This window comes from Pseudomonas sp. D5(2026), from assembly GCF_057766845.1.
In genome coordinates this window covers 2,815,795-2,840,687 of sequence record NZ_CM173421.1, presented here as the reverse complement: position 1 = coordinate 2,840,687, position 24,893 = coordinate 2,815,795, and the positions used below count along the sequence as shown (strand labels likewise).

19 protein-coding genes are annotated in these 24,893 nt (G+C 62.4%); 10 read left to right on the top strand and 9 right to left on the bottom strand.

Annotated elements, in window-relative coordinates:
• Positions 1-177 precede the first annotated feature (177 nt).
• Entirely contained in the window at positions 178-2,721 is a 2,544-nt protein-coding gene (locus tag AC3B5Q_RS13055; RefSeq protein ID WP_103444437.1) for an HWE histidine kinase domain-containing protein, read from the top strand.
• Positions 2,722-2,847: 126 nt separating this feature from the next.
• Here the strand turns inward: AC3B5Q_RS13055 and AC3B5Q_RS13050 are convergent, their stop codons facing one another.
• Entirely contained in the window at positions 2,848-4,491 is a 1,644-nt protein-coding gene (locus tag AC3B5Q_RS13050) for an acetolactate synthase large subunit (RefSeq protein ID WP_084850271.1), read from the bottom strand.
• 185 nt (positions 4,492-4,676) lie between these two features.
• Between AC3B5Q_RS13050 and AC3B5Q_RS13045 the strand changes: the two genes are divergently transcribed.
• The 5 genes from AC3B5Q_RS13045 to AC3B5Q_RS13025 all read left to right on the top strand — a co-directional run bounded on the left by AC3B5Q_RS13045 (position 4,677) and on the right by AC3B5Q_RS13025 (position 9,948).
• Positions 4,677-5,558: a LysR family transcriptional regulator gene (locus tag AC3B5Q_RS13045; RefSeq protein WP_021783794.1), complete on the top strand. Its 882-nt coding sequence runs from the start codon at positions 4,677-4,679 to the stop codon at positions 5,556-5,558.
• A 92-nt stretch (positions 5,559-5,650) separates the two neighbouring features.
• Complete coding sequence (locus AC3B5Q_RS13040) at positions 5,651-6,835, top strand: MFS transporter (protein ID WP_021783795.1); 1,185 nt, start codon at positions 5,651-5,653, stop codon at positions 6,833-6,835.
• A gap of 62 nt (positions 6,836-6,897) precedes the next feature.
• Positions 6,898-7,797: a LysR family transcriptional regulator gene (locus AC3B5Q_RS13035; RefSeq protein WP_488392620.1), complete on the top strand. Its 900-nt coding sequence runs from the start codon at positions 6,898-6,900 to the stop codon at positions 7,795-7,797.
• Positions 7,798-7,893: 96 nt separating this feature from the next.
• Positions 7,894-8,889, top strand: coding sequence for an aldo/keto reductase (locus AC3B5Q_RS13030; protein ID WP_021783797.1), 996 nt, complete (start codon positions 7,894-7,896; stop codon positions 8,887-8,889).
• A 93-nt stretch (positions 8,890-8,982) separates the two neighbouring features.
• Positions 8,983-9,948 carry an endonuclease gene (locus tag AC3B5Q_RS13025; RefSeq protein WP_325950977.1) on the top strand — a complete coding sequence of 322 codons (966 nt, stop codon included), beginning with the start codon at positions 8,983-8,985 and terminating at the stop codon, positions 9,946-9,948.
• Between the two features lie 41 nt (positions 9,949-9,989).
• Here the strand turns inward: AC3B5Q_RS13025 and AC3B5Q_RS13020 are convergent, their stop codons facing one another.
• The 8 genes from AC3B5Q_RS13020 to AC3B5Q_RS12985 form a co-directional block, all read right to left on the bottom strand.
• Positions 9,990-10,952: a 2-hydroxyacid dehydrogenase gene (locus tag AC3B5Q_RS13020; RefSeq protein WP_367250996.1), complete on the bottom strand. Its 963-nt coding sequence runs from the start codon at positions 10,950-10,952 to the stop codon at positions 9,990-9,992.
• A gap of 10 nt (positions 10,953-10,962) precedes the next feature.
• The gene (locus tag AC3B5Q_RS13015) at positions 10,963-12,255 is read right to left on the bottom strand and encodes an MFS transporter (RefSeq protein ID WP_319298307.1); all 1,293 of its coding nucleotides are present in this window, start codon (positions 12,253-12,255) and stop codon (positions 10,963-10,965) included.
• 55 nt (positions 12,256-12,310) lie between these two features.
• Positions 12,311-13,261, bottom strand: a complete 951-nt coding sequence (locus AC3B5Q_RS13010) for a sugar kinase (RefSeq protein ID WP_021783801.1) — start codon at positions 13,259-13,261, stop codon at positions 12,311-12,313.
• The gene (locus tag AC3B5Q_RS13005; RefSeq protein ID WP_103444445.1) at positions 13,254-14,033 is read right to left on the bottom strand and encodes a sugar phosphate isomerase/epimerase family protein; all 780 of its coding nucleotides are present in this window, start codon (positions 14,031-14,033) and stop codon (positions 13,254-13,256) included. Before AC3B5Q_RS13005 ends, AC3B5Q_RS13010 begins: the two co-directional genes overlap by 8 nt.
• Positions 14,034-14,100: 67 nt before the next feature.
• Positions 14,101-15,120, bottom strand: a complete 1,020-nt coding sequence (gene ptxS / locus AC3B5Q_RS13000) for a transcriptional regulator PtxS (RefSeq protein WP_103444446.1) — start codon at positions 15,118-15,120, stop codon at positions 14,101-14,103.
• 266 nt (positions 15,121-15,386) lie between these two features.
• Positions 15,387-16,634 (bottom strand): cytochrome c, encoded by a 1,248-nt coding sequence (locus AC3B5Q_RS12995; protein ID WP_275967278.1) that lies wholly within the window; start codon positions 16,632-16,634, stop codon positions 15,387-15,389.
• A gap of 12 nt (positions 16,635-16,646) precedes the next feature.
• Positions 16,647-18,431 carry a GMC family oxidoreductase gene (locus tag AC3B5Q_RS12990; protein WP_103444448.1) on the bottom strand — a complete coding sequence of 595 codons (1,785 nt, stop codon included), beginning with the start codon at positions 18,429-18,431 and terminating at the stop codon, positions 16,647-16,649.
• A gap of 3 nt (positions 18,432-18,434) precedes the next feature.
• Positions 18,435-19,181, bottom strand: coding sequence for a gluconate 2-dehydrogenase subunit 3 family protein (locus tag AC3B5Q_RS12985; RefSeq protein WP_103444449.1), 747 nt, complete (start codon positions 19,179-19,181; stop codon positions 18,435-18,437).
• Between the two features lie 277 nt (positions 19,182-19,458).
• On the opposite strand from AC3B5Q_RS12985, the gene pmrG reads away from it, so the two are divergent.
• The 4 genes from pmrG (at position 19,459) to AC3B5Q_RS12965 (ending at position 24,883) form a co-directional block, all read left to right on the top strand.
• The gene (gene pmrG / locus AC3B5Q_RS12980; RefSeq protein WP_392524365.1) at positions 19,459-20,148 is read left to right on the top strand and encodes a lipopolysaccharide core heptose(II)-phosphate phosphatase PmrG; all 690 of its coding nucleotides are present in this window, start codon (positions 19,459-19,461) and stop codon (positions 20,146-20,148) included.
• 2 nt (positions 20,149-20,150) lie between these two features.
• A complete protein-coding gene (locus tag AC3B5Q_RS12975) occupies positions 20,151-20,987 on the top strand; it encodes a phosphatase PAP2 family protein (RefSeq protein WP_488392619.1) in 837 nt (278 codons plus the stop codon).
• A 303-nt stretch (positions 20,988-21,290) separates the two neighbouring features.
• A complete protein-coding gene (locus AC3B5Q_RS12970) occupies positions 21,291-22,619 on the top strand; it encodes a hypothetical protein (RefSeq protein ID WP_103444455.1) in 1,329 nt (442 codons plus the stop codon).
• A 32-nt stretch (positions 22,620-22,651) separates the two neighbouring features.
• On the top strand, positions 22,652-24,883 hold the full coding sequence (locus AC3B5Q_RS12965; protein ID WP_103469704.1) for an Ig-like domain-containing protein: 2,232 nt from the start codon (positions 22,652-22,654) through the stop codon (positions 24,881-24,883).
• Positions 24,884-24,893: the final 10 nt, after the last annotated feature.

Genomic DNA, 24,893 nt, shown 5'->3' with positions numbered 1-24,893 from the left:
CTTGCCTTCAAGCGATTCTCGAAAAGAGCACATCTGTACTCCAAAGCTGACTCATCAGCAGCAGCGCACTGCCCTGGACTGGAGCGGCCCGCCATCCCCAAGGCGTGCAATGCCTGCTAGGCTGACGCACGATGGCGGACCTGCTGCCCGCCTCCCCTTACCCACAGGCACGGGCCAATGACCTACAATCCCCAAGTTAACCTGACCAACTGCGACCGGGAGCCCATCCAGATTCCCGGGAGCATCCAGCCCCATGGCTGCCTGCTGGCCTGTGATGCCTCAGCGACCGTGGTGCTGCGCCATTCGGTCAACGCCCCACAAGTGCTGGGTGTACCAAACGATATCAATGGTCAGAAACTGCACGCGGTGCTGGGCGACGAGGTCGCGCATACGCTTCGCAATGCACTAGCCCGTACCCGGGACGCCTCGCGGCCCGCGCTCAGTTTCGGCGTGACGCTGCCCAACGGCGAGGCCGTCGACATCGCCGCCCACTTGTACAAAGGCACGGCAATCCTCGAATTCGAGCCCGCTGGCGCGAGCATCGCCGAACCGATCGAGCTGGCGCGCACGCTGATTGCCCAACTACGCGAAATCGACCAGACCAGCAAGCTGTTCCGCGATGCCGCCCGTTTTGTCAGGGCGGTGCTCGGTTACGACCGGGTAATGATCTACCAGCTGGGAGCAGACGGCGCCGGCAAGGTGGTTGCCGAGGCCAAGCGTGGCGACCTCGAAAGCTTCATGGGCCAGTACTTCCCGGCCTCCGATATCCCCCAGCAAGCCCGCGCGCTCTACCTGCGCAACCCGATCCGGGTAATCTCCGACGCCCAGTTCAAAACGGTCGCCATCAACCCGGTGCTCGACCCCTCGGGCGAACCGCTCGACCTGTCCTACGCGCACCTGCGCAGTGTCTCGCCGATTCATTGCGAATACCTGTGCAACATGGGCGTGGGCGCCTCGATGTCGATTTCGGTCATCGTCAACGGCGAGCTGTGGGGAATGATTGCCTGCCATCACTACGCACCGCGCACGCTGGCCATGGGGCAACGTGTGGCCGCCGAAATGTTCGGTGAGTTCTTCTCCCTGCATATCGAGACCCTGCGTAGCCGGCAAAAACTCGAAGCCGCCGTGCGCATCCACAAAGCGCTGGACAGCATGCTGCGCGACGCCAACCAGGCTGCGGACATCGATGGGTTCTTCCATGCACGCCTGCCCCGATTGATGTCGCTGATTCCCTGCGACGGCATCGGCATGTCACTGCTGGGCCGCTGGTCGTCCGCAGGGCTGGCGCCGCCCCAAACGGCCGTGCCTGATCTGCTGCGCCTGGCAGACATGGTCAGCGAAGGCCGAATCTGGGCGTCCAATCGCCTGTCGACAGTGATCCCGTCGGCCCAGGCGTATTTTAATGATGTGTCGGGTGTGCTGATCATCCCGATGTCGCAACACCCAAGGGATTACTTGATCTTCTTCCGCAAGGAGGTGGTCGAGACACTCGACTGGGCCGGGGACCCGAACAAAACCTATGACAGCGGCGCGTTGGGCGATCGCCTGACGCCACGCAAAAGCTTCGCCATCTGGAAAGAAACCGTTCACCAGCAGTCGCTACCCTGGACCGAGCAGGACCGCCAGTTTGGCGATGCCATCCGTACAGCTATCGTTGAAGTGGTGCTGCACAACAGCGAGCTGCTCGCCAGTGAACGCGCCAAGGCTGAAGTGCGCCAGCGCATGCTCAACGAAGAGCTCAACCACAGGGTCAAGAACATCCTGTCGCTGATTGGTGCGCTGGTTGCCCATCCGACCCCGGAGAGCCAGACCCTGCAGGACTATGTGGCAACGCTGAAAGGGCGTATCCAGGCATTGTCGTTGGCCCACGACCAGGTGGTGCGTGGTGACGGTGGCGGGCGCCTGACGAATCTGCTGGAGGCCGAGCTTTCGCCCTATCGCACGGCTGCCAGCGTGATCGAATTGCAGGGCCCGAACGTCATCCTCGATGCGCGCGCGTACTCGGTCATGGCGCTGGTGCTGCACGAACTGGCCACCAACGCGGCCAAGTATGGTGCGCTATCGCGGGCCGGCGGCAAGCTTTCGGTGAGCTGGGCAATCGACGCCACCCACGCCTGTGCCATCAGTTGGCGTGAAAGTGGTGGGCCAACGGTACGCCCGCCCAACCGCAGCGGCTTCGGCACGGTGCTGATCGACCGCAGCATCCCGTTCGACCTGGGTGGCACCAGCACGGTGGAATATCACCCCGAAGGCCTGCAAGGCTTTTTCAGAATCCCGGCCAAGCACCTTTCCGTAGCCGAAGCGGCAGAAACCGCTTTCCCGGCCACGCCTCTGGCCCATGCAAACGGTGCCTTTTCAGCGTGCTCGGGCTTGCGTGTGCTGATACTCGAGGATCAACTGGTGATTGCAGTAGGCCTGGAGCAAATCCTCAATGATGCGCAAATCAAGGACGTGATCACCGCCAGTTCCGAGGACCAAGCCATGCAACTGCTTGGCAGCCACAAACCGGACGCGGCAATACTGGATGTCAACCTGGGCACCGGAACCTCCATTTCCGTAGCGGATGAACTGGTTCGCCGGCAGGTCCCGTTCCTCTTTGCCACCGGCTATGGCGAAGGCATCAGCATTCCCGAGCACTTGCAGCATGTGCCCGTCGCGCGCAAGCCTTACGACGCCAATGCCATTCTGGCCAGCCTGCAAGGCCTGCTTGATCTGCGGTGAGTGGGATACAGAGGCAGCCTTGTGCCATGAAAAAGCCCGTAAAGCCGACATATCACTGTCAGCTATACGGGCCTCTTCGCAGCACAATGCCGCCCCTGAAAAAGGACGGCGCCGACCTGTCAGGGCTTACACCGCCAGCGCGCGCTCACGCAGCTCGCTGTTGAGGATGCGGTCGTTCTCGCTGTAATCGACCGGGCAGTCGATCACGTGCACACCCGGGGTCTTGATGCAGTGCTCCAGCAGCGGCAGCAGGCCTTCGGCGCTTTCCACGCGGTGGCCGTTGGCGCCGTAGGCTTCGGCATACTTGACGAAGTCCGGGTTGCCGTAGTCCAGGCCGAAATCGGTGAAGCCCATGTTGGCCTGCTTCCAGCGGATCATGCCGTAGCCGTCGTCACGCAGGATCACCACGGTGATGTGCATGCCCAGACGTACTGCAGTTTCCAGTTCCTGGCTGTTCATCATGAAGCCGCCGTCGCCGCACACCGAGATTACCGGGCGGTCCGGGTGCACCAGGTGCGCAGCCATTGCCGATGGCAGACCGGCGCCCATGGTCGCCAGGGCGTTGTCCAGCAGCACGGTGTTCGGCTTGTGCGCCTTGTAGTTGCGGGCGAACCAGATCTTGTAGATGCCGTTGTCCAGGGCGACGATGCCTTCGGATGGCAATACACGACGGATGTCAGCAACCATGCGCTGTGGGTAGACCGGGAAGCGGTCGTCGTCGGCGCCTTCGGCGATCTGTGCTTCGTTGGCTTCACGGATGGCCATCAGGCGGGTGAAGTCCCAGTGCGAAGTGTCATTCAGCGCTTCGCTGATCTGCCACACGGCATTGGCGATGTCGCCGATCACTTCCACCTGCGGGAAGTACACGGCATCGACTTCGGCAGAGCGGAAGCTGATGTGGATGACTTCGGTGCCGCCACGGACCATGAAGAACGGCGGCTTTTCGATAACGTCGTGGCCGATGTTGATGATCAGGTCAGCCGCTTCGATGGCGCGGTGAACGAAGTCACCGGACGACAGGGCAGCGTTACCCAAGAAGCGCGGGTGGCGCTCGTCGACCACACCTTTACCCATTTGGGTGGTGATGAACGGGATGCCGGTCTTGTCGATCAGTTGCTTGAGGACCTTGGCGGTCATCTTGCGGTTGGCGCCGGCACCGATCACCAGGATCGGGTTACGCGCGTTCTGCAGTTTTTCTACAGCGGCTTCGATGGCCACGTGCTCGGCCAGCGGGCGGCGGTGCAGGCTGCGCGGGATCGGCAGCGCGTCGGTCTGCTCGGCGGCGATGTCTTCCGGCAGCTCCAGGTGCACCGCACCCGGCTTTTCTTCTTCGGCCAGGCGGAAGGCTTCGCGCATGCGGGCCGGGATGTTGTCGGCCGAGGCGAACTGGTGGGTGTACTTGGTGATGGGGTCCATCATGCCGCACACGTCAATGATCTGGAAGCGACCCTGCTTGGACTTCTTGATCGGCTTCTGCCCGGTGATCATCATCATCGGCATGCCGCCCAGGTAGGCGTAGGCGCTGGCGGTCACGAGGTTGGTGGCACCAGGGCCGAGGGTCGACAGGCTGACGCCGGTCTTGCCGGTCAAGCGACCGTAGGTGGCAGCCATGAAACCTGCAGACTGCTCGTGACGGGTCAGTACCAGCTTGATCTTCGACTTGCGCAGGGATTCGAGCAGGTCGAGGTTTTCCTCACCGGGGATGCCGAATACATACTCGACACCTTCATTTTCCAGGCATTGCACAACGACATCGGCGGCCTTGGCCATTTGGGGTACTACCTCAAAATCTTTGTGGGATTGCAGATTTATTAAACTGCGTGACTGAGATGTTGCAGGATGTCTCAGTGGCGCGCATCGTAGGCCCTCAGGTTAATAATAATAAATATATTGTTATGATGCTTAGCATCACAGTTCGTTATAAATGCATCTCGCATGAAAGGTAGCACCCCTCAATGAACCTCAAGGCATTGCGCTGCTGTGTCGAAATCGTCCGCCAAGGCAGCTTCACCAAGGCCGCGCAGCACCTGCACATCGCCCAGCCAGCGCTGAGCATGGCCGTTACCCGGCTGGAAGAAGAACTGGGGGTAACCCTGTTCAACCGCACCACGCGCAAAGTGATTCTCACGGCAGAGGGCGAGCAGTTCTTGCCGCGCATTGCCTCCGCCCTGCGCGAAATGGACATTGCCCGACAAGAACTGCGCGACATGGCCGACCTCAAGCGTGGTGAAGTACGCCTGGGTATTCCGCCGATGTTCGGCCTGCACTACGTCCCCGGGTTGATGAACGCCTTCCGCCAGCTGTACCCGGGCATTGCGATGACCGTGTTCGAAGGCAGTGCCGAGGACATTGGCCACCGCCTGGAGCAACGGGAAATCGACCTGGCGCTGCTGGAGTCCCGGCGTGTGCCGCCCGACAAGGAGTCGATCCTGCTGGGCAGCGACGAGATGCTGGCGTGCATGCACCCTGATCACCCCTATGCCGGCAAAGCCTTCCTCACCGCCGAAGACCTGCGCAATACCGACATGGTGGTGTTTGATCGCACCTTCGTTCAACGCCATCTTCTGGATGCGTTCTTCGCCGAACATGGCATCACTTATCAGGTGGCGCTACAAAGCAACTTCGTCTCGCTGGTGGTGCAGGCCGCGCTGGACAACATGGGGGTGGCGACCCTGCTGCGCTCGGTGCAGCAACGCACGCCAGGCATCGTCGGCGTGCCGTTCCGGCCAGCACAGCAGATGAGTTTTCGCTTGTGCTGGCGCTCGGGGGAATACCTGTCGCTGGCCAGCAAGCGGTTCATCGACTTTGCTGCACAGACGCATTACCTGGAACGCTAAGGGCCAGACGGGGGCAGCGTCCTCGACGTTGCTGCCATCGATTGACTATCATCCCGCCTTGAACGTTTCAGCATGTTTCAATAGGGATAGAGATGTCAGTCCAGGAACGCCCCCCGCTACCCAGTAAAAGCACCGTCGCCAAGATGGAAGCCGCCATGGCACTGGGCAGCTTTGCCATCGGCACCGGCGAATTCGCCATCATGGGCCTGATGCCCGACATTGCCAGCAATTTGCAGTTGAGCGAGCCGCAGGTGGGCCATGCCATCAGCGCCTATGCGCTGGGGGTGATGGTTGGCGCCCCGACGCTGGCCATTCTCGGTGCCAAACTGCTGCGCAAGCACATGCTGCTGCTGTTGATGCTGCTGTATGCCGTGGGCAACCTGGCCACTGCCTTTGCCCCCGCGTTCGGTGGCCTGGTCGCATTCCGCTTCATCAGCGGCCTGCCCCACGGCGCCTACTTCGGCATTGCCGCAGTGGTGGCCTCAAGCATGGTCGCCAAGGATCAGCGCGCGGGGGCCGTTGCCCGGGTGATGATGGGACTGACCTTGGCCATGTTGCTCGGCAACCCGGTTGCCACCTTCCTGGGCCAGTACTTCGGCTGGCGTTCGGCATTCGTGCTAGTCGGCGCGATCGCCCTGTGCACCATCGCCCTGGTCTGGCGTTTCGTGCCCCAGCGCCACGACGAAACTCGCAGCGACCCGCGCAAGGAGCTACAGGCCTTTGCCCTCCCACAGGTATGGATGGCGCTGGCCATCGCTTCGATCGGTTTTGCCGGCATGTTCTGCGTGTTCAGCTACCTGGCACCGACCATGCTGCAAGTGACCCAGGTGTCGCCACAGTGGATTCCGTTCGGGCTGGCGGCGTTCGGCGTGGGCGGCATCGTTGGCAACATCGCAGGCGGCAAGCTGTTCGACCGCCTGCAGTTCCGCGCTGTGGGGCTGGTACTGATGTGGTCGATTGCCGTATTGCTGTTCTTTACCTTCGCCGCCCAGGCGCTGTGGAGCCTGCTGCTGGGCATCGGCCTGGTGGGCACCATGATCGCCCTGGCGGCACCGCTACAAATTCGCCTCATGGACATTGCCCATGAAGCGCCAAGCCTGGCAGCGGCGTCGAACCATGCGGCGTTCAACCTGGCCAATGCCCTGGGGCCATGGCTGGGAGGCATGGCGATTACTGCTGGTACGGGTTGGACCAGCACCGGGTACATCGGCGCCGCGACTGCGCTGGCTGGCCTGGGCATCTACCTGGTGGCGCGGCGGATGAAAGGCGGGCATTGAAGCCGGCATGGTCATAAAGGGTTACCCTACCCCTTCATGCACCCGCCACTGCCGAGTCATTCATGTTCGATTGGGAAGACCTGCGCCATTTCTCCGCCTTCAGCTCGGCCGGCTCGCTGTCGGCCGCTGCCAAGACCCTGGGTGTCGACCACGCCACCGTGGCCCGGCGCATCGCCTCGCTCGAAGCTTCGCTCAAGCTCAAGCTGGTCGACCGACGTCCCCGCGCCTATGCCCTCACCCACGAAGGCCAACGTGTTGCAGAACTCGCCGAGCAGATGGCCATGTCCTCTTTTGCCCTGGAACATTTCGCCAGCGCCGGCCAACAGACAGTGGAAGGCGAAGTGGTGCTCTCGGCACCACCGGCGCTGCTGGGCAGCATCGTCGCCCGGCGCCTGGGCGAGCTGTACCAGCGCTACCCACAGCTGCGCCTGAAGCTGGTGGGCAGCAAATCCAAGGCATCCTTGGTCCGCCGCGAAGCTGACATCAGCATCGCCCTGGCCAGGCCGACAGAGCCAACTCTGGTGGTCAGCCTGCTGGGGCACCTGGATTACCGGCTGTATGCCTCGCCCGGTTACCTGGCCAGCGCAACGGTCAGGCGCTACATCGGCTACGACGAGTCTCAGGCCCGCTCCCCACAACAGCAATGGCTCAACCTCCAGGCCGGCCAGCAGCCTTTCGCATTGCACAGCAATGACCTGCGCATCCAGGCCGGCCAGCAGCCTTTCGCATTGCACAGCAATGACCTGCGCATCCAGGCCCAAGCCTGTGCCGGCGGCATCGGCATTGCCTGCCTGCCCGCGTTCATGGCACAGGAACACGGCCTGAAGGAAGCAGGCAGCGCCGAACAGACCATGAGCATCGAAATCTGGCTGGCAGTGCATGAAGATGTGCGCGCCACACCACGGATCAAGGCGGTTACCGACTTCCTTCAGCAGCAGGTGCGGCCGCTGCTACGCTTGTGAATTCTTGCAGATGGCGCCTGCATCAATACGGAATTTTCGCCCAAGCCTGCCAGCGTTAGGCTAACTCCATCACTCACGCCCTTGAAGGAGACGACGATGCAGTACGTAAAGCTGGGTAGCACCGGGCTGGACATTTCAAGGCTGTGCCTGGGCTGCATGACCTTCGGTGAACCCGACGCCGGCACTCACCCCTGGACCTTGGGCGAAGACGCCAGCCGGCCAATCATTCGCCACGCCGTCGAGCAAGGCATCAACTTCTTCGACACTGCCAACAGCTATTCCGCCGGCACTTCGGAAATCATCCTCGGCAAACTCCTGAAGGAGTTTACCCGCCGCGAAGAAACCGTTATCGCCACCAAGGTGTTCTTCCCTGCCAACATGTGGGAAGGCGCCAGCCGGCCCAATGAGCAAGGCTTGTCACGCAAGGCGATCATGGCCAACATCGACGCCAGCCTCAGCCGCCTGGGCACAGACTACGTCGACCTCTACCAGATCCACCGCTGGGACTACCACACCCCCATCGAGGAAACCATGGAAGCCCTGCATGATGTGGTCAAGGCCGGCAAGGCGCGCTACATCGGCGCATCGTCGATGTATGCCTGGCAGTTCGCCAAGGCGCAACAGGTAGCCGCCAGCCACGGCTGGAGCCGCTTTGTGTCGATGCAGAACTACCTCAACCTGATCTACCGCGAAGAAGAGCGAGAGATGATTCCGCTGTGCCTGGATCAAGGCGTCGGCCTGATGCCTTGGAGCCCCATGGCGCGCGGCCGCCTGACCCGGCCGCATGGGCAGCAGACCGAGCGCACGCGCACCGACGTGTCCGGGCAGTCGTTCTATGAAAAGACCGAGGTGGAGGACGGCCGGGTAATCGATGTGGTCGAGCAGATTGCCAGCGAACGGGGTGTGCCGATGGCCCAGGTTGCGCTGGCCTGGGTACTGGGTAAGGCCGGCGTTAGTGCCCCTATCGTCGGCGCCTCGAAGCCCGCACACCTGGACGATGCCCTGGGCGCACTGTCACTGCAGCTGAGCGAGGACGAGGTGGCGCGCTTGCAGGCCCCTTACGTTCCCCACGCGGTCACCGGCTTCAAATAGCGCGGGCTTGCGGCAGTTGGTATGGGTCCGCGAGCTGGTCAGCCTCGCGGAAACCATTACAATGCGCGGCCCAACCTGAAATATGTTTTCCCCATGAAATCACTGCTTTACGCCATAACCTTATTATTTTCCTTTACCCTCCCCGCCTTGGCCAACCCGCCGGCCACCTTCACCGAAGCCAAAGTGGTGGCCAAGCAGAAGGTCTACCTGGACCAGGCCAGCAGTGCCCTGGGCGACCTGTACTGCGGGTGCAAATGGACCTGGGTGGGCAAGTCTGGCGGGCGCATCGATGCCGCCTCGTGTGGTTACCAGACGCGCAAGCAGCAGAACCGTGCAGAACGCACCGAGTGGGAACACATCGTGCCCGCCCACACCTTCGGCAACCAGCGCCAGTGCTGGAAGAACGGCGGCCGTGAGCACTGCGTGGACAACGACCCGGTGTTCCGCGCCATGGAGGCCGACCTGTTCAACCTTTACCCGGCCGTGGGTGAGGTCAACGGTGACCGCAGCAACTTCAACTACGGCATGGTCACTGGCAATGCCGGCGAATACGGCCAATGCACCACCAAGGTCGATTTCGTCCAGCGCACCGCTGAACCGCGTGACGAAGTCAAAGGCCTGGTAGCCCGCACCACCTTCTACATGTTCGACCGCTACAAGCTGAACATGTCGCGCCAACAGCAACAGTTGCTGATGGCCTGGGACAAGCAACACCCGGTGTCGGCCTGGGAGAAAGAACGCGACCGGCGCATTGCCGCGATCATGGGCCATGCCAACCCGTTTGTAAGCGGCGAACGCAAGTGGACTGCCGGCTACAAGCCGGTTGGCAGCGGCGTGGTACAGACGGTGCCGGTAAAAGCGGCCAAGCCTGAGGCCAAACCAAGCCTGGCCAGCGCCGGTTCGGTCGGCGCCGTGCTTGGCAACCGCAACAGCCACGTCTATCACCTGTCAGTCGGCTGCCCAGGCTACAACCAGGTTGCAGCGAAGAACCAGGTTTCCTTCGCTAACGAAGGTGAAGCGCAGGCAGCAGGCTATCGCAAGGCAGGTAACTGCCGCTGATCATTTCAAAGGCTGCGCGGCCCCCGTGGCAGGGGCGCGCGTCAGCCGTTGATCAGGTTTGCCGGCCGCTCACCGGCCAGCGCGCTGAGCAGGTTATCCACCGCGCAACGCGCCATGGCCTGGCGGGTTTCCTCGGTCGCCGAGCCGATATGCGGGGTCGCTACCACGTTATCGAGCTGCAACAGCGGCGAGTCGGCCGGCAGCGGCTCGTGCACGAACACGTCCAGCCCCGCACCGCGGATGCGCCTGGCCCGCAGCGCTTCGATCAGCGCCTGCTCATCCACCACACGCCCGCGTGAGATGTTCACCAGGATTGCCTCAGGCTTCATCAACGCAAGTTCCCGTGCGCCTATCAGGCCTTCGGTGCTGGCGCTCAACGGCACTGTCAGGCAAACGAAGTCTGCCTGCTGCAACAGCTCATCCAGGCTGCACTGGCATGCGGCATAGCGTGCTTCCACCTCGGGCTTGGCACGCTGGCTGTGATACAGCACGCGCATGCCAAAACCAGCGGCCGCGCGCCGGGCCAGGGCCTCGCCAATGCGGCCCATGCCGACGATGCCTAGCGTCTTGCCGTGTACATCACTGCCAAAATGCGCCGGCCCCAGGTTGGCCTGCCAGCGGCCGTCACGCACCCAGTTCGCCAGCTCCACCACCCGCCTGGCGGTAGCCAGGATCAAGGCAAAGCCTGTGTCGGCGGTGGTTTCGGTCAACACGTCGGGCGTGTTGGTGAGCATCACACCACGCCTGCTGAGTTCAGCAATGTCGTAGTTGTCCACGCCTACCGAAACGCTCGACACCACTTCCAGTTGCGGGGCAAGGTCGAGCAGGCTGGCATCCAGGCGCAGGCTGGCCCCCAGCAACCCGTGCGCCCCCGGCAACGCATCACGCAGGCGGGCCAGGCCATCGGGCCGGGAGGTATCCACCCAGGTCACCTCGACGCGATCTTGCAGGCGTGCCATCAAGTCGTCAGACAGGCGTTTATACAGGACGATTCGCTTCTTCATTGCAGGTTTCCTAATGGTTCATGGCCAGACGCGAGTTATCGCGCTTTGCCCGGCCTGACGTCTGGGAGGTATTGAGCGCAGCGGTTAGCGCCACTGCAGTCAGTAGCGCACCGCACATGAACAGATAAGAGGCACCGGGCCCGCCCGTAGCACCGTTGAGGTAGCCGACCAGCCACGAACCGCCGAACGAGCCCAGCGCACCCATGCTGTTGATCAGCGCCATGGCGCCGCCTGCGACGTTGGCCGGCAGGATCTCGGGCACGATCGCGAAGAACGGGCCATAGGGTGCGTACATGCAGGCGCCGGCGACCACCAGCAATGCATACGACAGCCAGAAATGCTCGCTGCCCAAGGCGTAAGAGCCATAGAACGCAACGGCGGCAATCAGCAGCGGCGGCCAGACGAAGCGCTTGCGCTTTTGCAGGCGGTCCGACGCCCAGGACACGCCCACCATCGCCAGCACCGCCGCCAGGTAGGGCACCGAGGCCAGCCAGCCGGCCTGCACGATATCGACCTTCGCCGCCTGCTTGAGAATCGATGGCAGCCACAGCACGAAGCCATACACGCCGATGCTCCAGCAGAAGTACTGCAGCGCCAGGATGATCACCTGCGGCGAGCGGAACGCTTCGCGGTAGTTCTTCACAGGCTTGATACCCTGCTGCTCGGCAGCCAGCGCCTGCGCCAGGGCGGCCTTCTCCTGCTCGCTCAGCCACTTCACCTGGGCCGGGCGGTCATCCACCAGGCGCCACCAGAAGAACGCCCAGATCACAGCGGGCAGGCCTTCGATGATGAACATCCAGCGCCAGTCGTAATGCTTGATCAGGTAACCCGACACCACCGACATCCACAGAATGGTCACCGGGTTGCCCAGCATCAGGAAGGTATTGGCGCGCGAGCGCTCGGCACGGGTGAACCAATGGCACAGGTACACCAGCATGGCCGGCATCACCGCAGCCTCCACCACCCCGAGCAGGAAGCGGATACCGATCAGCATGTAGACGTTGCTGACCATGCCCGTGAGTGTGGCAAGGCCGCCCCACAGGATCAGGCAGACGAAGATCAGCTTTCTGACGCTGCGCTTCTCGGCGTAGATGGCGCCAGGCACCTGGAAGAAGAAGTAACCGAGAAAGAACAGCGCCCCCAACAGCGATGACATCACCGGGGTGATGTGCAGGTCTTCAGCCATGCCGGAGGCGGCGGCGAAGCCATAATTGGCGCGGTCCAGGTACGCCAGGCTGTAGGTAACGAACACAATCGGGATGATGTACCACCAGCGGCGAGGTGCCAGGCTTTGGCTTTGCATGGTTTGTTTCTCCTGAGCTTGTTGTTTTTGTTGCAACAGGTGATTCGGGGTCGACTCATGCGCTTCTGCGCAGGTCATAGGCCTCCAGTTCATGACGCAGCGGCAGCCCTTCCATGTCGCCTCGTGACTGCACGGCACGGCTGCCGCACCAGTTGCCGCGCGCTACCGCCTCGGCTACCGGACGGCCCTCCAGTAGCGCGCTGAGCACACCGACGGCAAACGCATCACCTGCACCGACGGTGTCCACCACGCGGCTGACTGGCACCGGGGCTACCTGCCCTTCGCCCTTGGCGCTGCGGAAGTAGGCGCCCGCGTCGCCCAGCTTGATCACCACCAGTTCCACCCCTTGGTCCAGGTAGAACGCGGCGATATCGGCCGGGGTGTGCTGACCGGTCAGCAACCGCCCCTCCTCCAGCCCCGGTAAAACCCAGTCGGCCTTCGCCGCCAAGGCATTGATTTCACGCACCATGCTGCTTTGATCGGGCCACAGCGAGGGACGCAGGTTGGGATCGAACGATATGCTCCGCCCGGCTGCGCGCATCCCGTCCAGCAGCGCGTGAGACAGCGCCCGACAGCTGTCGGACAACGCCAGCGGAATACCGGTAGCGTGTACGTGGCGAGCCTGCAGCCAAACGGGGCTCAACATCGCAGGAGACAGCCTGCTGGCCGCCGAACCTCGGCGAAAGTACTCCACTGCCGGGTCGCTGCCATCATCGCTGCGGGCCTTGAGCTGAAAACCCGTCGGGTAGTTGGCATCCACCTCAACGCCGGCACAGTCCAGGCCTTCGCCGCGCAAGCTCTCGAGCACGAAACGGCCCAGCGAATCGTCACCAACCCGGCTCAGCCAGCGTACCTTGAGACCCAGCCGCGCCAGGCCGATCGCCACGTTGCTGTCGGCGCCGGCGATGCGTTTGCCGAACTGCCCGACACCGGCCAGGTCACCGGCTTGCTCGGCAACGAACATGGCCATGGTCTCGCCGAAACACAGCACGTCATGTTCATGCATGGTCCAACTCCTGCGCCGCGCCCAGTGCAGAAAGGTGACGCACCTGGGCCCGGGTCAGCGCCAGCAGGTCTTCGCCCACCAGGGGGTACTCGACGGCGCGCACCACGCCCGGCGCAAACTCGGCCATCAGCGCTGCCCACTCCTGCAGGTCCGCCGCTTGCGGCGGTATGGCAACCAGACGGCCATCGGCCCGACGCTGCACAGCCTTGCAATGCACATAGCGCACCCAACGGCCTAGCTGCCTTGCAGCTTGCCGCGCAGGCTCACCCTGCCACTGCCAGTTACCGATATCGAACGTCATGCCCAGGCGCAGCCCAAGCGGGTCGACGCGCTGGAAGAACTGCAGCATCGGTTCGAGCCTGCCACCTTGTGCGGTCTGATCGTTTTCCACCAGCAACAGAGGCCCCTGCGCAGGCAGCAGCGACGCCAGGGCCATCACATCGCAGTGCTCATCGAAGTGCCCCAGGGAAACCTTCAGCGCCACCGCGCCAAGCGCCCGGGCAATTTCCAGCTTCTGCACCAGTAGCGAGTCGGGCACGCCTTGCGCGGTCCACAGTTCAAGGGGGGTGGAGTACAGGCATTCCAGGCGCAGCGCGGCAATGACCCTACCCAGCGCAGCGGCGTCCGGTGCACTGGCGAACAATTCTTCGCGCAGTTCGACGCGGCTGACGCCAGCGGCGGCCAGCAGGTCCAGAAACTGCTCCTGGCCACGTTGGCGCACAAAGTCGGCGCCGTAGCTGGAGAGACTGATGGAAACGGGGTTCGCGTGCATTGTTCTTGTCCCTATGAAACCGGTTTCATTTTTTAATCAACAGCAGCAGGCGCAAACCTGCTGTTTCTTACTGGGGTTGGGTTGAACCGCGGATGATCAGGTTGGCCTTGAAGTCGATACGCCGTGCTGCGCCGCTGTCGCCGCGCAGGCGACCGAGCAGGCTTTCGAATGCCGCCACACCGATGCGCTCGGTGGGCTGGGCCAGTGCGGTGATGCCTTTGCCGACCAAGGGGTACCAGTCGAGGTCGTCGAGGGCAATCAACCCGACATCGGCAACCAGGTTGCGCCCGGCCTCGAGCAGGGCCCGGGTCACCGCCAAGGTGGCAACGCCGTTGAAGGTGAAGATGGCTTGCGGACCATGGCCACTGTGGGCAAGAAACGAAGCCAACTGGCCCTGCAGCCCTGCGCTGATTTCAAGTACCTGCTGACGCATGCCTGGCCGGCGGCTGATCGACGCGCCGAACGCCTGCACCCGCTCCAGGCGTGAACTGGTGCCATCGAGGGGTTCGCTGACCGCCAGGATGTCGCGGTAGCCTTGGGCCTGCAGGTGGTCAAGGGCTTGCTCGACTGCGTCGGCATTGTCCAGGCCGACAAGGTCCACATTCAGCTCGGGCAATTGGCGGTCGACCAGCACCATGGGGATGTCACGCCGCAGGTTGAGCAGTTCGCCGGGGTGGTGACCGAGCGTGTTCACGATCAACCCTTCGACGTTGTAGCTCTGCAGGGCCACCAGGTGGTGACGCTCCTGCTCGTCGTCGCGGTTGGTGTTGCACACCACCAGGCTGTAACCATGCTGACGGCAGGCGGTTTCCACGCCGTGCATCACGGCCACTGAATAGGGGTTGAGAATATCGGCCACCAGCATGCCGATCAGTCGCGTCTGGCCGCGCTTGAGGCCGCGAGCCATCTGGTTGGGGCGATAACCGAGGCGTTCGATGACCTCTTCCAGCCGCTTGGCCGTGGCTTCGGCCAGCAATTGGCGGTCGCCACCGATGTAACGGGAGACGGTGGCTTTGGAAACGCCAGCAACACGCGCCACTTCGCTGATGGTGACCCGTTCGCGGGTATGGGCAGGCGCGTCGGTCATGGGTTTTCCTTATGATTGTTTTAATAGTGATGAAACCGGTTTCAATACAGCAAAAATGCACGGGTTCGTCAACATGCCGTTGGTCGGGCACGAAGACCGTAAATGTTAAATCGCATTAATAATATTGCATAACTCATTGATTGTTATAGATTCATATCTGTGGAATAGGGCTTACCCTGGAATCTGATTACGTTAGGGGATAGCACGGGCCTCGCCCGTGTTCGCGGTTAAAACCGCTCCTACGGGCGAGGGCGCAGAAAAACACGTCAGCGAAGCGACTTCACGTCACCGGCCGTGACGGCGCTGCCTTGGTTACCCCAACTGCTGCGAATGAAATTCACCACCTCGGCAACCTCCTGGTCGCTCAGGCGCCAGCCGAAAGCCGGCATGGTGAAGTTCGACGGCGCAGTGTGCGTTGCCGGTACCGTGCCACCGGCAAGCACCACATGGATCAGCGACGTGGCATCCGTAGTCTGCACCACCGGGTTGCCGGCCAAGGCCGGGAACACGCGGGTGTAGCCCTGCCCGTCGGTGCGGTGGCAGGCCGCGCAGTTGTCGATGTACACCGCCGCCCCAGGCTTGCTGTCGTCACCCTTCCATAACGCATCGGCTATCTGCTTGTCGTACACATGCGGCTGGTCGTCCGGATTGCTCGGCGGCAGGGTTTTCAGATAGCGGGCGATAGCGGTCAAGTCGGCATCACTCATGTGCTGCATGCTGTGCTCGACCACATCGCTCATGCCGCCGAACACGGCGCTGCGATCACTGCGCCCAGTCTTGAGAAACTGCACCAACTGCGCTTCGCTCCAGCTGCCCAGGCCGTCTTTGTGATCGCCACGCAGGTTCTTGGCAACCCAGCCTTCCAGCGGCGCGCTGCCGGCCAGAAACTGCTCGCCATCGGCCGCGCTCAGGGCCTTTTCCTGCATGGTCAGTGCCCGCGGCGTATGACAAGCGCCACAATGCCCAAGGCCCTCGACCAGGTACGCCCCGCGGTTCACCACAGGGTCGGCTGTCGCTGATGCCTGCCAGGGCTTGGCCTCTGGGGCGAACAGGCCGCGCCAGATTGCCAGCGGCCAGCGCATGCTCAGCGGCCAGGGAATGTCAGAGGCCTTGTTCGCCTGCTCGACTGGGTCCACGCCCTTCATGAAATAGGCGTACAGCGCCTGCATGTCCTGCTCGCTGACCCGCGCATACGACGGGTATGGCATGGCCGGATAGAGCGTACTGCCGTCCTTGGCGATACCCCTGCGCACGGCCTGGTCGAAGTCATCGAAGCTGTACTGGCCGATGCCACTGGCCGCCGGGGTGATGTTGGTGGAGTACACCGTGCCAATCGGCGTTTCCATCGGCAACCCGCCGGCAAAGGGCTTGCCGCCTTTGGCGGTATGGCAGGCCACACAGTCACCGGCGCGGGCCAGGTACTCGCCCAGGCGCACCTGCGCATCGTCATTCGCTGCGGCCTGCAAAGCCGCGCCGGCACCCAGCACCAGAGTTGCGATCAACAGTGTCTTCATGCTCATCGCTCCTCAAGCCTGGACCAACGGACCGGGTTTTTTCAGGTACTGCTCACGGATGGCACGGGCCGACCAGTAGGTGAGCGCGGCCACCAGCCCGGTCGGGTTGTAACCCAGCCCCTGCGGGAACGCCGAAGCCCCCGGAACGAACACGTTGTGTACGTCCCAGCTTTGCAGGTAGCGATTCAGTGCACTGGTTTTAGGATCGGTGCCCATGATTGCCCCGCCGTTCAGGTGGGTGGTCTGGTAACTGGTGGTGTTGAAGTGGTCCTTGACCTGCTTGCCCAGCACGGCAATGGCCTTGGGGTTCATCGCTTGGGCGATCTTGCTCAGCTTGTCGACCATGAACTGGTTCATCTTGATGTCGTTTTCCTGCCAGTCGAACGTCATGCGCAGCAGCGGCTGGCCGTAGGCATCGCGGTAGGTGGGGTCCAGGTCCAGGTAATTGCCACGGTAGGACTGATGTGCGCCGTGGGCATCCATCGACACCTGGTGGGTGTAGTAGTCGGCCGTGGCCTTCTTCCAGGCACTGCCCCAGGCCGGCGTGCCCGGCGGGTTCGAGGTGCCGGCAATCGGCCGGCTGCCGGCCTGGTTCACCCACATTGGCGAACCGCCGACGAAGCCGTGCGGGCCATGGTCGAAGTTGTCGGCGTTGAAATCGTCGATGGCAATGCCATTGCCACCCGCGCCGATGAAGTTGTTGGTGTAGGTGTCCTTGTCGAAGAACGCCTTTACCGTACCCATGTTCTGATAGGCGAAGTTACGCCCGACCACACCTTCGTTCTTCACCGGGTCGTAAGGCTTGCCAATGCCGGAAAGCAGCATCAGACGCACGTTGTTGAACTGGAAAGCCGCCAGAATCACCAGCTCTGCCGGTTGCTCCACCTCGCGCCCCTGGGCATCAATGTAGGTCACGCCGGTAGCCTTGCGCTTGCGGTCGTCCAGGTTCACCCGCAGCACATGGGCATTGGGCCGCAACTCGAAGTTGGGCACCTGGCGCAGCGCCGGCAGGATGTTCACGTTGGGCGAGGCCTTGGAGTACATGTAGCACACGTAACCGCTGCAGAAACCGCAGAAGTTGCACGGCCCCATCTGCGCCCCGTAGGGGTTGGTGTATGGCCCGGAGGTGTTGGCCGACGGCAGGTTGTAGGGTTTGTAGCCCAGGCTGGTGGCAGCCTTTTCGAACAGCCTTGCCGATACAACGTTCTTCTGCGCGGGCAGCGGGAACGGGTTGGAGCGGTCCGGCGCATAGGGGTTGCCGCCCTTCCCTTCACCGACCACCTGGCCTCTGACGGTCCAGGCCTGGCCTGAAGTGCCAAAGACCTTTTCGGCAAAGTCAAAATAGGGCTCCAGTTCTTCATAACTGACGCCGAAGTCCTGAATAGTCATGCCTTCGGGAATGAACGTGCGCCCGTAGCGCTCTTCATAGTGGCTGCGCAGGCGCAACTCGACGGGGTCGACCCGGAAGTGCACACCCGACCAGTGCAGGCCCGCGCCCCCCACGCCCTTGCCCGGCAGGAATGCGCCCAGCTGGCGATTGGGCAATGCCACATCATTCACGCTATGGCGGACAGTGACGGTTTCTTTCGACACATCGACGAACAGCTTCTTGCGCACGCTGTAGGTCAGCTCATCGATCACCTGCGGGTAGCTGCCTTCGGGGTAGGTATCCTGCATTGGCCCCCGCTCCAGGGCTACCACGTGCAGCCCGGCCTCGGTCAGCTCTTTGGCCATGATCGCACCGGCCCAGCCGAAGCCGACGATCACCGCATCCACTTTGTTCAACACAGTCGCCATGCCTCAGGCCCTCTCACCACGAATCGATACAGCCGGGAACGGGTAAGGCTCGTTGCGCTCGACCCAGTCCATGAAGTCGGCGCGGGCGCCGGGGAAGCCGATCTGGGTCCAGCCGACCATGCCTTTATTGCCGCCATGAATCGGGTCGCAGAAGAACCCTTCGCGCGTGTTTTGCACCAGCAGGCTGAAGAACACCTTGGCCGGAACGGTTTCGAAAACCACCTCTCCTGCCTCCAACGTACTGAGAATGCGGTCCTGGGTAGCGCTATCTTGCGCAGCAAAAACCTGTCCGCCATTGGCTTTGCACCAGCCGTCCACGGCAGCGATGCCCAGGCGGTAGATTTGTTGCGGGCTGAGCTGCAACTGGTAGCCCAGCTCGGGCGGGGCGTCGGCGTTGAACGGCCCTTGCATGTACCACTGTGCGCCCGTCGCGTAGGGGGTGTTCATTTGCCTGTCGATAAATTCGGCGGCGCCCGCTTCGAGTGCCCCTGGGCCAAGCTCATCGGCCGGGATGATGCGGGAAACGGCAGCTTGTAGAAAAGCCCATTCTTCGGCGCTGAAGAATGTCGGTTGATAATTGCCCGCAGGCGGCGTAGCCGGCACTTTCGGTTGCTGATGCGGTTGCGGGGCCGCAAGCAGTTGGCTGGCGCCCACGCCAAGCCCTGTACTGGCCACTGTAACGACAGGGATCAGAGTCAAGGTCTTGCGCAGAAAATCCCTGCGCGGGTTGTCTGGGGCATGCTCAGGCATTGCGAATCCTCATCGGCTTTGGGGTGGCCTTGATAAGCGCCATCTGATTTTCAATAAAGAGTTGATCTTGATAGGCCATCAAGAAGACAGCCGAATAATCTAGCGCGTTCAGAAATGTTTTGAAACCGGTTTCATTCTTACCCTCTCACCCGGTTTGACCTCCACCGCACACCCATCAGCGAAAGGCTTTTTTCACACCCGCCTCACCCTCTGCCGACATTCCACTGCCTACAGTGCCGACGCTCTCGCATGGAGCAAACTGACTGGAGTGGCAAACATGCTGCACGACCTGATCGACGACTCCCCCGCTTCACGGCTTGGGCCGATACACCGATGGCCTTGGGGAGCAGCGCAATGGGTGGTGTTGTGCCTGCTGCTCTTGCTCGGCGTAGCGGCAGCCTGGGCCCAGCAGCGCGCGGCCACCCCCAACCTGGGCAATCCGCATCACCTGCAGCACAGTGGGCTGTATACCGATTGGGCAAAAGGCTCGGTGATTGTCGTACTGCGCCATGCCGAACGCTGCGACCGCTCCAGTGATGCGTGCCTGAACGACCCCAGCGGGATCACCGTCGCGGGCAGGCAGGTGGCCACCGATGTAGGCCTCGGGTTGCAACACCTTGGCCTGGGCGAAGCTGATGTCTGGACCAGCCCAGAGGTGCGAACCCGGCAGACCGCACAAGCCATGTTCGGTAAAACCGTCGCCACACGAGACTGGCTTAATCAATGTGACAGCCACTTTGCCGAAAAGGCCTTTGCCCTCAAGCGAAGTGGCCACAACCTCGTGCTGGTCAGCCACAGCGGCTGCATGGATCAACTGGAGCAGGCGCTCAAAGCGCCTTCTAGCGCAACATCGAACAGCTATGCCAGCGCCCTGTTCATCACGCGTGGCAACGATGGCAAGACGAAGGTGCTGGGCCAAATGGCGGCCAGTGAATGGCACACACTCATTGATGCCAAGGAACTCTGAACATGCCCTCCCGCGCCACCTTCTACCGCAACAACCTGCTGCTGCCACTATTGCTGGCCGCCATTGTGTTCATGGCCTTCGACCTCACAGACTTAGATCGCTGGATCAGCAACCTGCTGCTTGACCCGGCCACTGGCCAGTTCCCGCTGCTGCACAACCCGTTATTCGAGAAAGTCACCCACAAATGGCCACGCATCCTGCCGGACTGGACAGGTGAACTGGCCGTCATAGGCAGCTTGCTCTCGTTCATCTGGCCGCGCCTGGCTAGCCACCCACAACTGGACCTTGCCCGGGTACTGGAAAAGGCCCGTATTGCACCGGTGCTACGCTTTACCACCCAATATCGGCGCGACCTGTTGTTCGTGGTGGTAGCGTTCGCACTGAGCACCACCGTGATTCACTACCTGAAAAGCCATACCAGCGTGTATTGCCCTGTGGAAACCACGCTGTATGGCGGTTCGCAAGCCCGGGTCGAATGGTTCGAAAACTTCTCTTTATGGAGCAAGCCCGGCGATGGCCGTTGCTGGCCGGGTGGCCATGCGTCCAGCGGGTTTACGCTGTTGGCGCTGTATTTCGTGGCCCTGCGCCACCGGTGGGCGCATGCTCGCAAGTTGCTGGTTGCCATCCTGCTGATCGGATTCGTGTATGGCACTACCCGAGTATTACAGGGCTGGCACTATATGTCTCATACGTTCTGGGCCGGAATCTTTGTCTGGCTTACAACTTGGGCAACTGCATTGCTCTTCTATGGACGCATCGCGCTGCAGGCGGCTGAACATAGCCCAGTCCTATCTGATGCTGCGCCGCAGCACTTGCAGACGTGTTCAGAACAGTCATGAGAAAAAGACACGCAAAGCACGCGGTTGCAGATCGCAAGAATAACCGGCCGCGCCTACTGCCTGATCCTGACTGAATTCAGAACTCGGCTCTGCATCGAAAACCGGGTTGAAATTACCGGCCCCCAATCCCCAACCTTGGGGGAACGCTGCCCACCGCCAGCGGCTTGCAAAATCCCCCGCGGATAGGCTCGCCCCCTTGCCCCCCAAGGCCTGCAGCGCAACTTTCAGATATTGGCACAGCTCTTGCCGATCTCCTCCCAGACGCCCCAAGTCCATGGGCCCGTTTGCAGGAGGAATTGACTCATGCACCGACCGATACCCCACCCGCTGGCAGTGGCGATTTTCGCCGGCATGCTCCAGCTCCCGGCGCAGGCCGCCTTGAACGCTGTCGACCCAGGCGCTTACGTTCCTGCCAACGGTGGCTTCCCCGCCTGGTACCAGGACAGCCACGGTCGTACTCTCGACCTGTGCCTGACCAAGGCGGTCAGCTCCCGGGTCGCCGGCACGCCCGGCGCACCTTCATACATGTGCACACTGCTGCCCACGCCTGGTGTGTTCGACGATACCCAACCCATCGTCTTCCCCACCAACTTCCCTGACGAAGCGTTCTGGTTCACTGCCGACGCTGCAATCGTCGACGCCGCCCGTGGCATCGACCTCAGCTACGGCACCGCGATCGAAGCGGCATTCGCCGCCGAGGAGCCTGTCGAGGGTGACCAGGTCAGCTTCGCGCGGGTCCGTATCCGGGTCGACGTACCCACCGCGGGCACCTACGTGGTCACCCACCCCTACGGGGTTGAAGTGTTCGATGTACCCGCTGCAGGACGCCGTGCGATCAACATGACCCGCGACATCGGCATCGCCGGCGCAGGCGACTTCACCGGCGCACTCAAGGGCGATGTCGGGCCGTTCCTGCGCAGTGTCAACGGCCCCTACACCGAAGGCAACGAGCGCTTCATCGGCGACCCGAACCTGGAAGAGCAGGTCACCGGCAGCCCATTCAACACCAACTACGTACGCATCGAAGGCCCTGGTGGCATCGACCTGCGCACCGAGCTGTTCGCTGTCTCCGGCAAGCTTTCCGAAGTGGCCCTGCCAACCCCGCTGATGCCACAACGCAGCACCTACTCACGCCATACCGAGAACGGCGACCTGATCGCCCAACAAGACATCTTCGTAATGGCCCCGCCACCTCCGGCAACTGTCACCCTGACCAGTCAAACACCCAACCTGAACCTTACCGAAGCCGATGGCACTGGCGCGTGGTACGGCCAGTCAGCCCTCAACCCGGCGGCCGGAACCATCGTCACACTGTCCGCTGACAACAGCGTGGCCGTCCCGACCAGCAGCCTGGCCACCACTGACCTGCCACTGACCGACCTGGTCACCATCACGCAGGCCCAATACCGCTTGTCCACTGGCGAGCTGACCCTGGTGGCCAGCACCAGTGACGAAACCACACCTCCAGTACTTACCGCACATACCGGCAACGGCACGTTGATCGGCAACCTGGGCGGTACCGGCGCCGTGAAGACGTTGAGCATGACCCTCTCGCCCATTCCGCCGGCCAAGGTGCAGGTCACCAGCGCCAACGGTGGCAGCGACACCGAAGACGTGGTGCTGGTGCCATGAACAGACAAAGGCTCAGCCTTCAAGGAGGCAGCATGAACACTTGGTCGCGCCGTGCGCTGTTGGCCGCCGGTTTCTCTCTTACCGTTACCAGCGCCGCATTCGCCGCGCTGTCTGATGTCGACCCGGGGCCCTACACCTTCGCCACAGGTGGCTATCCGATGTGGTACAAGGACAGCCTCGACCAATCCCTGGAGCTGTGCCAGTCACGTGCCACCAGCACCCGTGCGCCAGGCGCGCCAGGGGCGCCGGCCTACATGTGCACCTTGTTGCCCGAGCCCGGTGTCTATGACGATGCCCTGCCGCTGGTATTTCCAGATAACTGGCCACCGGAGATGTTCTGGTTCCTGGCCGAAACCTCGATACCACAAGTAGGTAACAGCGGTTATGAGCTGGAGGTCTACGTTGCCGGTTTAGAGGCAGCCTTCGCTGCTGAAAACCCGGTAGACGGTGATCAGCAAAGTTTCGCGCGCATCCGTATCCGTGCTTCGGTCCCACGCACCGGCACCTACACCATCACGCACCCTTACGGGGTGGAGACGGTCAACGTCACCACGGCAGGACGTCGCGCGATCAACATCACCCGGGACATAGGCATTGGCGCGCCGGGCAACTTCCAAGGGGCGCTAGGCGGGGCGATCGGCCCTTGGCTGAAGGGGGTTGGCGGGCCGTATACAGAGGTCAACCCTGACACTGGCACCACCGAAACCTACATCGGCGATCCCAATATCACCGAAGCGGTAACCGGTAGCCCCTTCAATACCAACTTTGTACGCATCGAAGGGCCCGCTGGCACCATTCAGACCAATACGTTCACAGTGTCTGGCAAGGTGCTGGACCAGCGGGCACAAACCCCGGTCACCCTGGAGCGCGCCACGTACTCGCGCAACGGCAGCGGCACCCGCGTGGAAGTGTTCGCCAAGGCCCCGAGTGAGGCCAGCCTGTGTATGCGCAATGGCCTGGCACTGATCGGCACGCCGCCTTCGCCTTGTCAGTTCACCCTGACTTCGGACAACAACGGTTTGTTCTTCAGCCAGCAGTTCAACCAGTCGGCGCCGCCAGAGGTGGTGGTTGTCACCGCCAGCAACGCAGTGGGCGGCACCCAGCCGACTGCGCTCTCGAGCAAGCTGAGCGACGTGGTCAAAGTCAGCACCGCACGCTATGACTGGGCCAACAAACGCCTGTTGATCGAGGCCAGCTCCAGCGACGAAGTAGCGGTCCCCGACCTGCTCGCCCAAGGCTACGGCCGCATGTCGAAATCGGGCACGCTGCAAAGCATCACGGTCAACGACCTGGCGCAACCGCCCGCCACCGTTACGGTCAAGTCTGCCCGCGGCGGTAGTGATGTGGAGCCGGTGATCGTGGTTGGCAACGCCCCGGTCGAGGCCGCCAACCAGCCACCGCTGGCCCAGGCCGACATCGGCAACACCAGTGTCGGTGTACCGATCACACTCAACCTGCTGCTGAACGACAGCGACCCGGATGGCGACGTGCCGCTGACCATCAGCGACCTGACCCAACCCGGGACCGGCCTTGGCGGCGTCGTGATGAACGGCACCACCTCGGTGACCTACACGCCGCCGAGCGGGGCCACACAACCGCTGGTAGCCACCTTCAGCTACCGGGCGATGGATGCCAAGGGCCTGAAGTCGGAACCGGCCACCGTCACCATCAACGTAGCGCCTAACCAGGCACCGACTGCCAACCCGGAGACCGTCGCCACCCTGGGCGTGCCATTGACCATCAACGTGCTGGCCAACGACACCGATCCAGAAGGCAACGTGCCGCTGAGCGTGACCAACATCACCCAGCCGGCCGCCGGCCGCGGCACGGTCAGCACCGACGGCACGACCGTAACCTATACCCCACCGGCCACTGTAACCACAGCCTTCACCACCACCTTCACCTACCAGGCACGTGACTCGCTGGGGGGGCTGTCCACCCCAGGTACGGTCACCGTCAACGTGTCGCCTCGGCCTGCCGCTGAAACCTTCGCCGTCACGACAGCCACAGTCACGGCGCGCTCCAACAACCGTTACAACTGGGACATCAGTGGCACCTCCTCGGTGACTACCGGCAATACCGTGACCGTGCAGGTAACCACTACTACCGGTGTCCAGACCTTGGGTACGGCCACGGTAGCGCTGACCGGCCGCTGGCGCCTGGTGGTCAGCAATAGCACCACGATCATCCCGACTGCGGCACCGACGGCGACGATCACCACCAGCCAAGGCACCACACGCACCGTCAACGTAATCGTGCAGTAAAAGCCGGAGG

Coding starts and splice junctions, on each gene's coding strand:
- AC3B5Q_RS13055 (WP_103444437.1), top strand. CDS start 178: ATGACCTACAATCCCCAAGTTAACCTGACCAACTGCGACCGGGAGCCC.
- AC3B5Q_RS13050 (WP_084850271.1), bottom strand. CDS start 4,491: ATGGCCAAGGCCGCCGATGTCGTTGTGCAATGCCTGGAAAATGAAGGT.
- AC3B5Q_RS13045 (WP_021783794.1), top strand. CDS start 4,677: ATGAACCTCAAGGCATTGCGCTGCTGTGTCGAAATCGTCCGCCAAGGC.
- AC3B5Q_RS13040 (WP_021783795.1), top strand. CDS start 5,651: ATGTCAGTCCAGGAACGCCCCCCGCTACCCAGTAAAAGCACCGTCGCC.
- AC3B5Q_RS13035 (WP_488392620.1), top strand. CDS start 6,898: ATGTTCGATTGGGAAGACCTGCGCCATTTCTCCGCCTTCAGCTCGGCC.
- AC3B5Q_RS13030 (WP_021783797.1), top strand. CDS start 7,894: ATGCAGTACGTAAAGCTGGGTAGCACCGGGCTGGACATTTCAAGGCTG.
- AC3B5Q_RS13025 (WP_325950977.1), top strand. CDS start 8,983: ATGAAATCACTGCTTTACGCCATAACCTTATTATTTTCCTTTACCCTC.
- AC3B5Q_RS13020 (WP_367250996.1), bottom strand. CDS start 10,952: ATGAAGAAGCGAATCGTCCTGTATAAACGCCTGTCTGACGACTTGATG.
- AC3B5Q_RS13015 (WP_319298307.1), bottom strand. CDS start 12,255: ATGCAAAGCCAAAGCCTGGCACCTCGCCGCTGGTGGTACATCATCCCG.
- AC3B5Q_RS13010 (WP_021783801.1), bottom strand. CDS start 13,261: ATGCATGAACATGACGTGCTGTGTTTCGGCGAGACCATGGCCATGTTC.
- AC3B5Q_RS13005 (WP_103444445.1), bottom strand. CDS start 14,033: ATGCACGCGAACCCCGTTTCCATCAGTCTCTCCAGCTACGGCGCCGAC.
- ptxS (WP_103444446.1), bottom strand. CDS start 15,120: ATGACCGACGCGCCTGCCCATACCCGCGAACGGGTCACCATCAGCGAA.
- AC3B5Q_RS12995 (WP_275967278.1), bottom strand. CDS start 16,634: ATGAAGACACTGTTGATCGCAACTCTGGTGCTGGGTGCCGGCGCGGCT.
- AC3B5Q_RS12990 (WP_103444448.1), bottom strand. CDS start 18,431: ATGGCGACTGTGTTGAACAAAGTGGATGCGGTGATCGTCGGCTTCGGC.
- AC3B5Q_RS12985 (WP_103444449.1), bottom strand. CDS start 19,181: ATGCCTGAGCATGCCCCAGACAACCCGCGCAGGGATTTTCTGCGCAAG.
- pmrG (WP_392524365.1), top strand. CDS start 19,459: ATGCTGCACGACCTGATCGACGACTCCCCCGCTTCACGGCTTGGGCCG.
- AC3B5Q_RS12975 (WP_488392619.1), top strand. CDS start 20,151: ATGCCCTCCCGCGCCACCTTCTACCGCAACAACCTGCTGCTGCCACTA.
- AC3B5Q_RS12970 (WP_103444455.1), top strand. CDS start 21,291: ATGCACCGACCGATACCCCACCCGCTGGCAGTGGCGATTTTCGCCGGC.
- AC3B5Q_RS12965 (WP_103469704.1), top strand. CDS start 22,652: ATGAACACTTGGTCGCGCCGTGCGCTGTTGGCCGCCGGTTTCTCTCTT.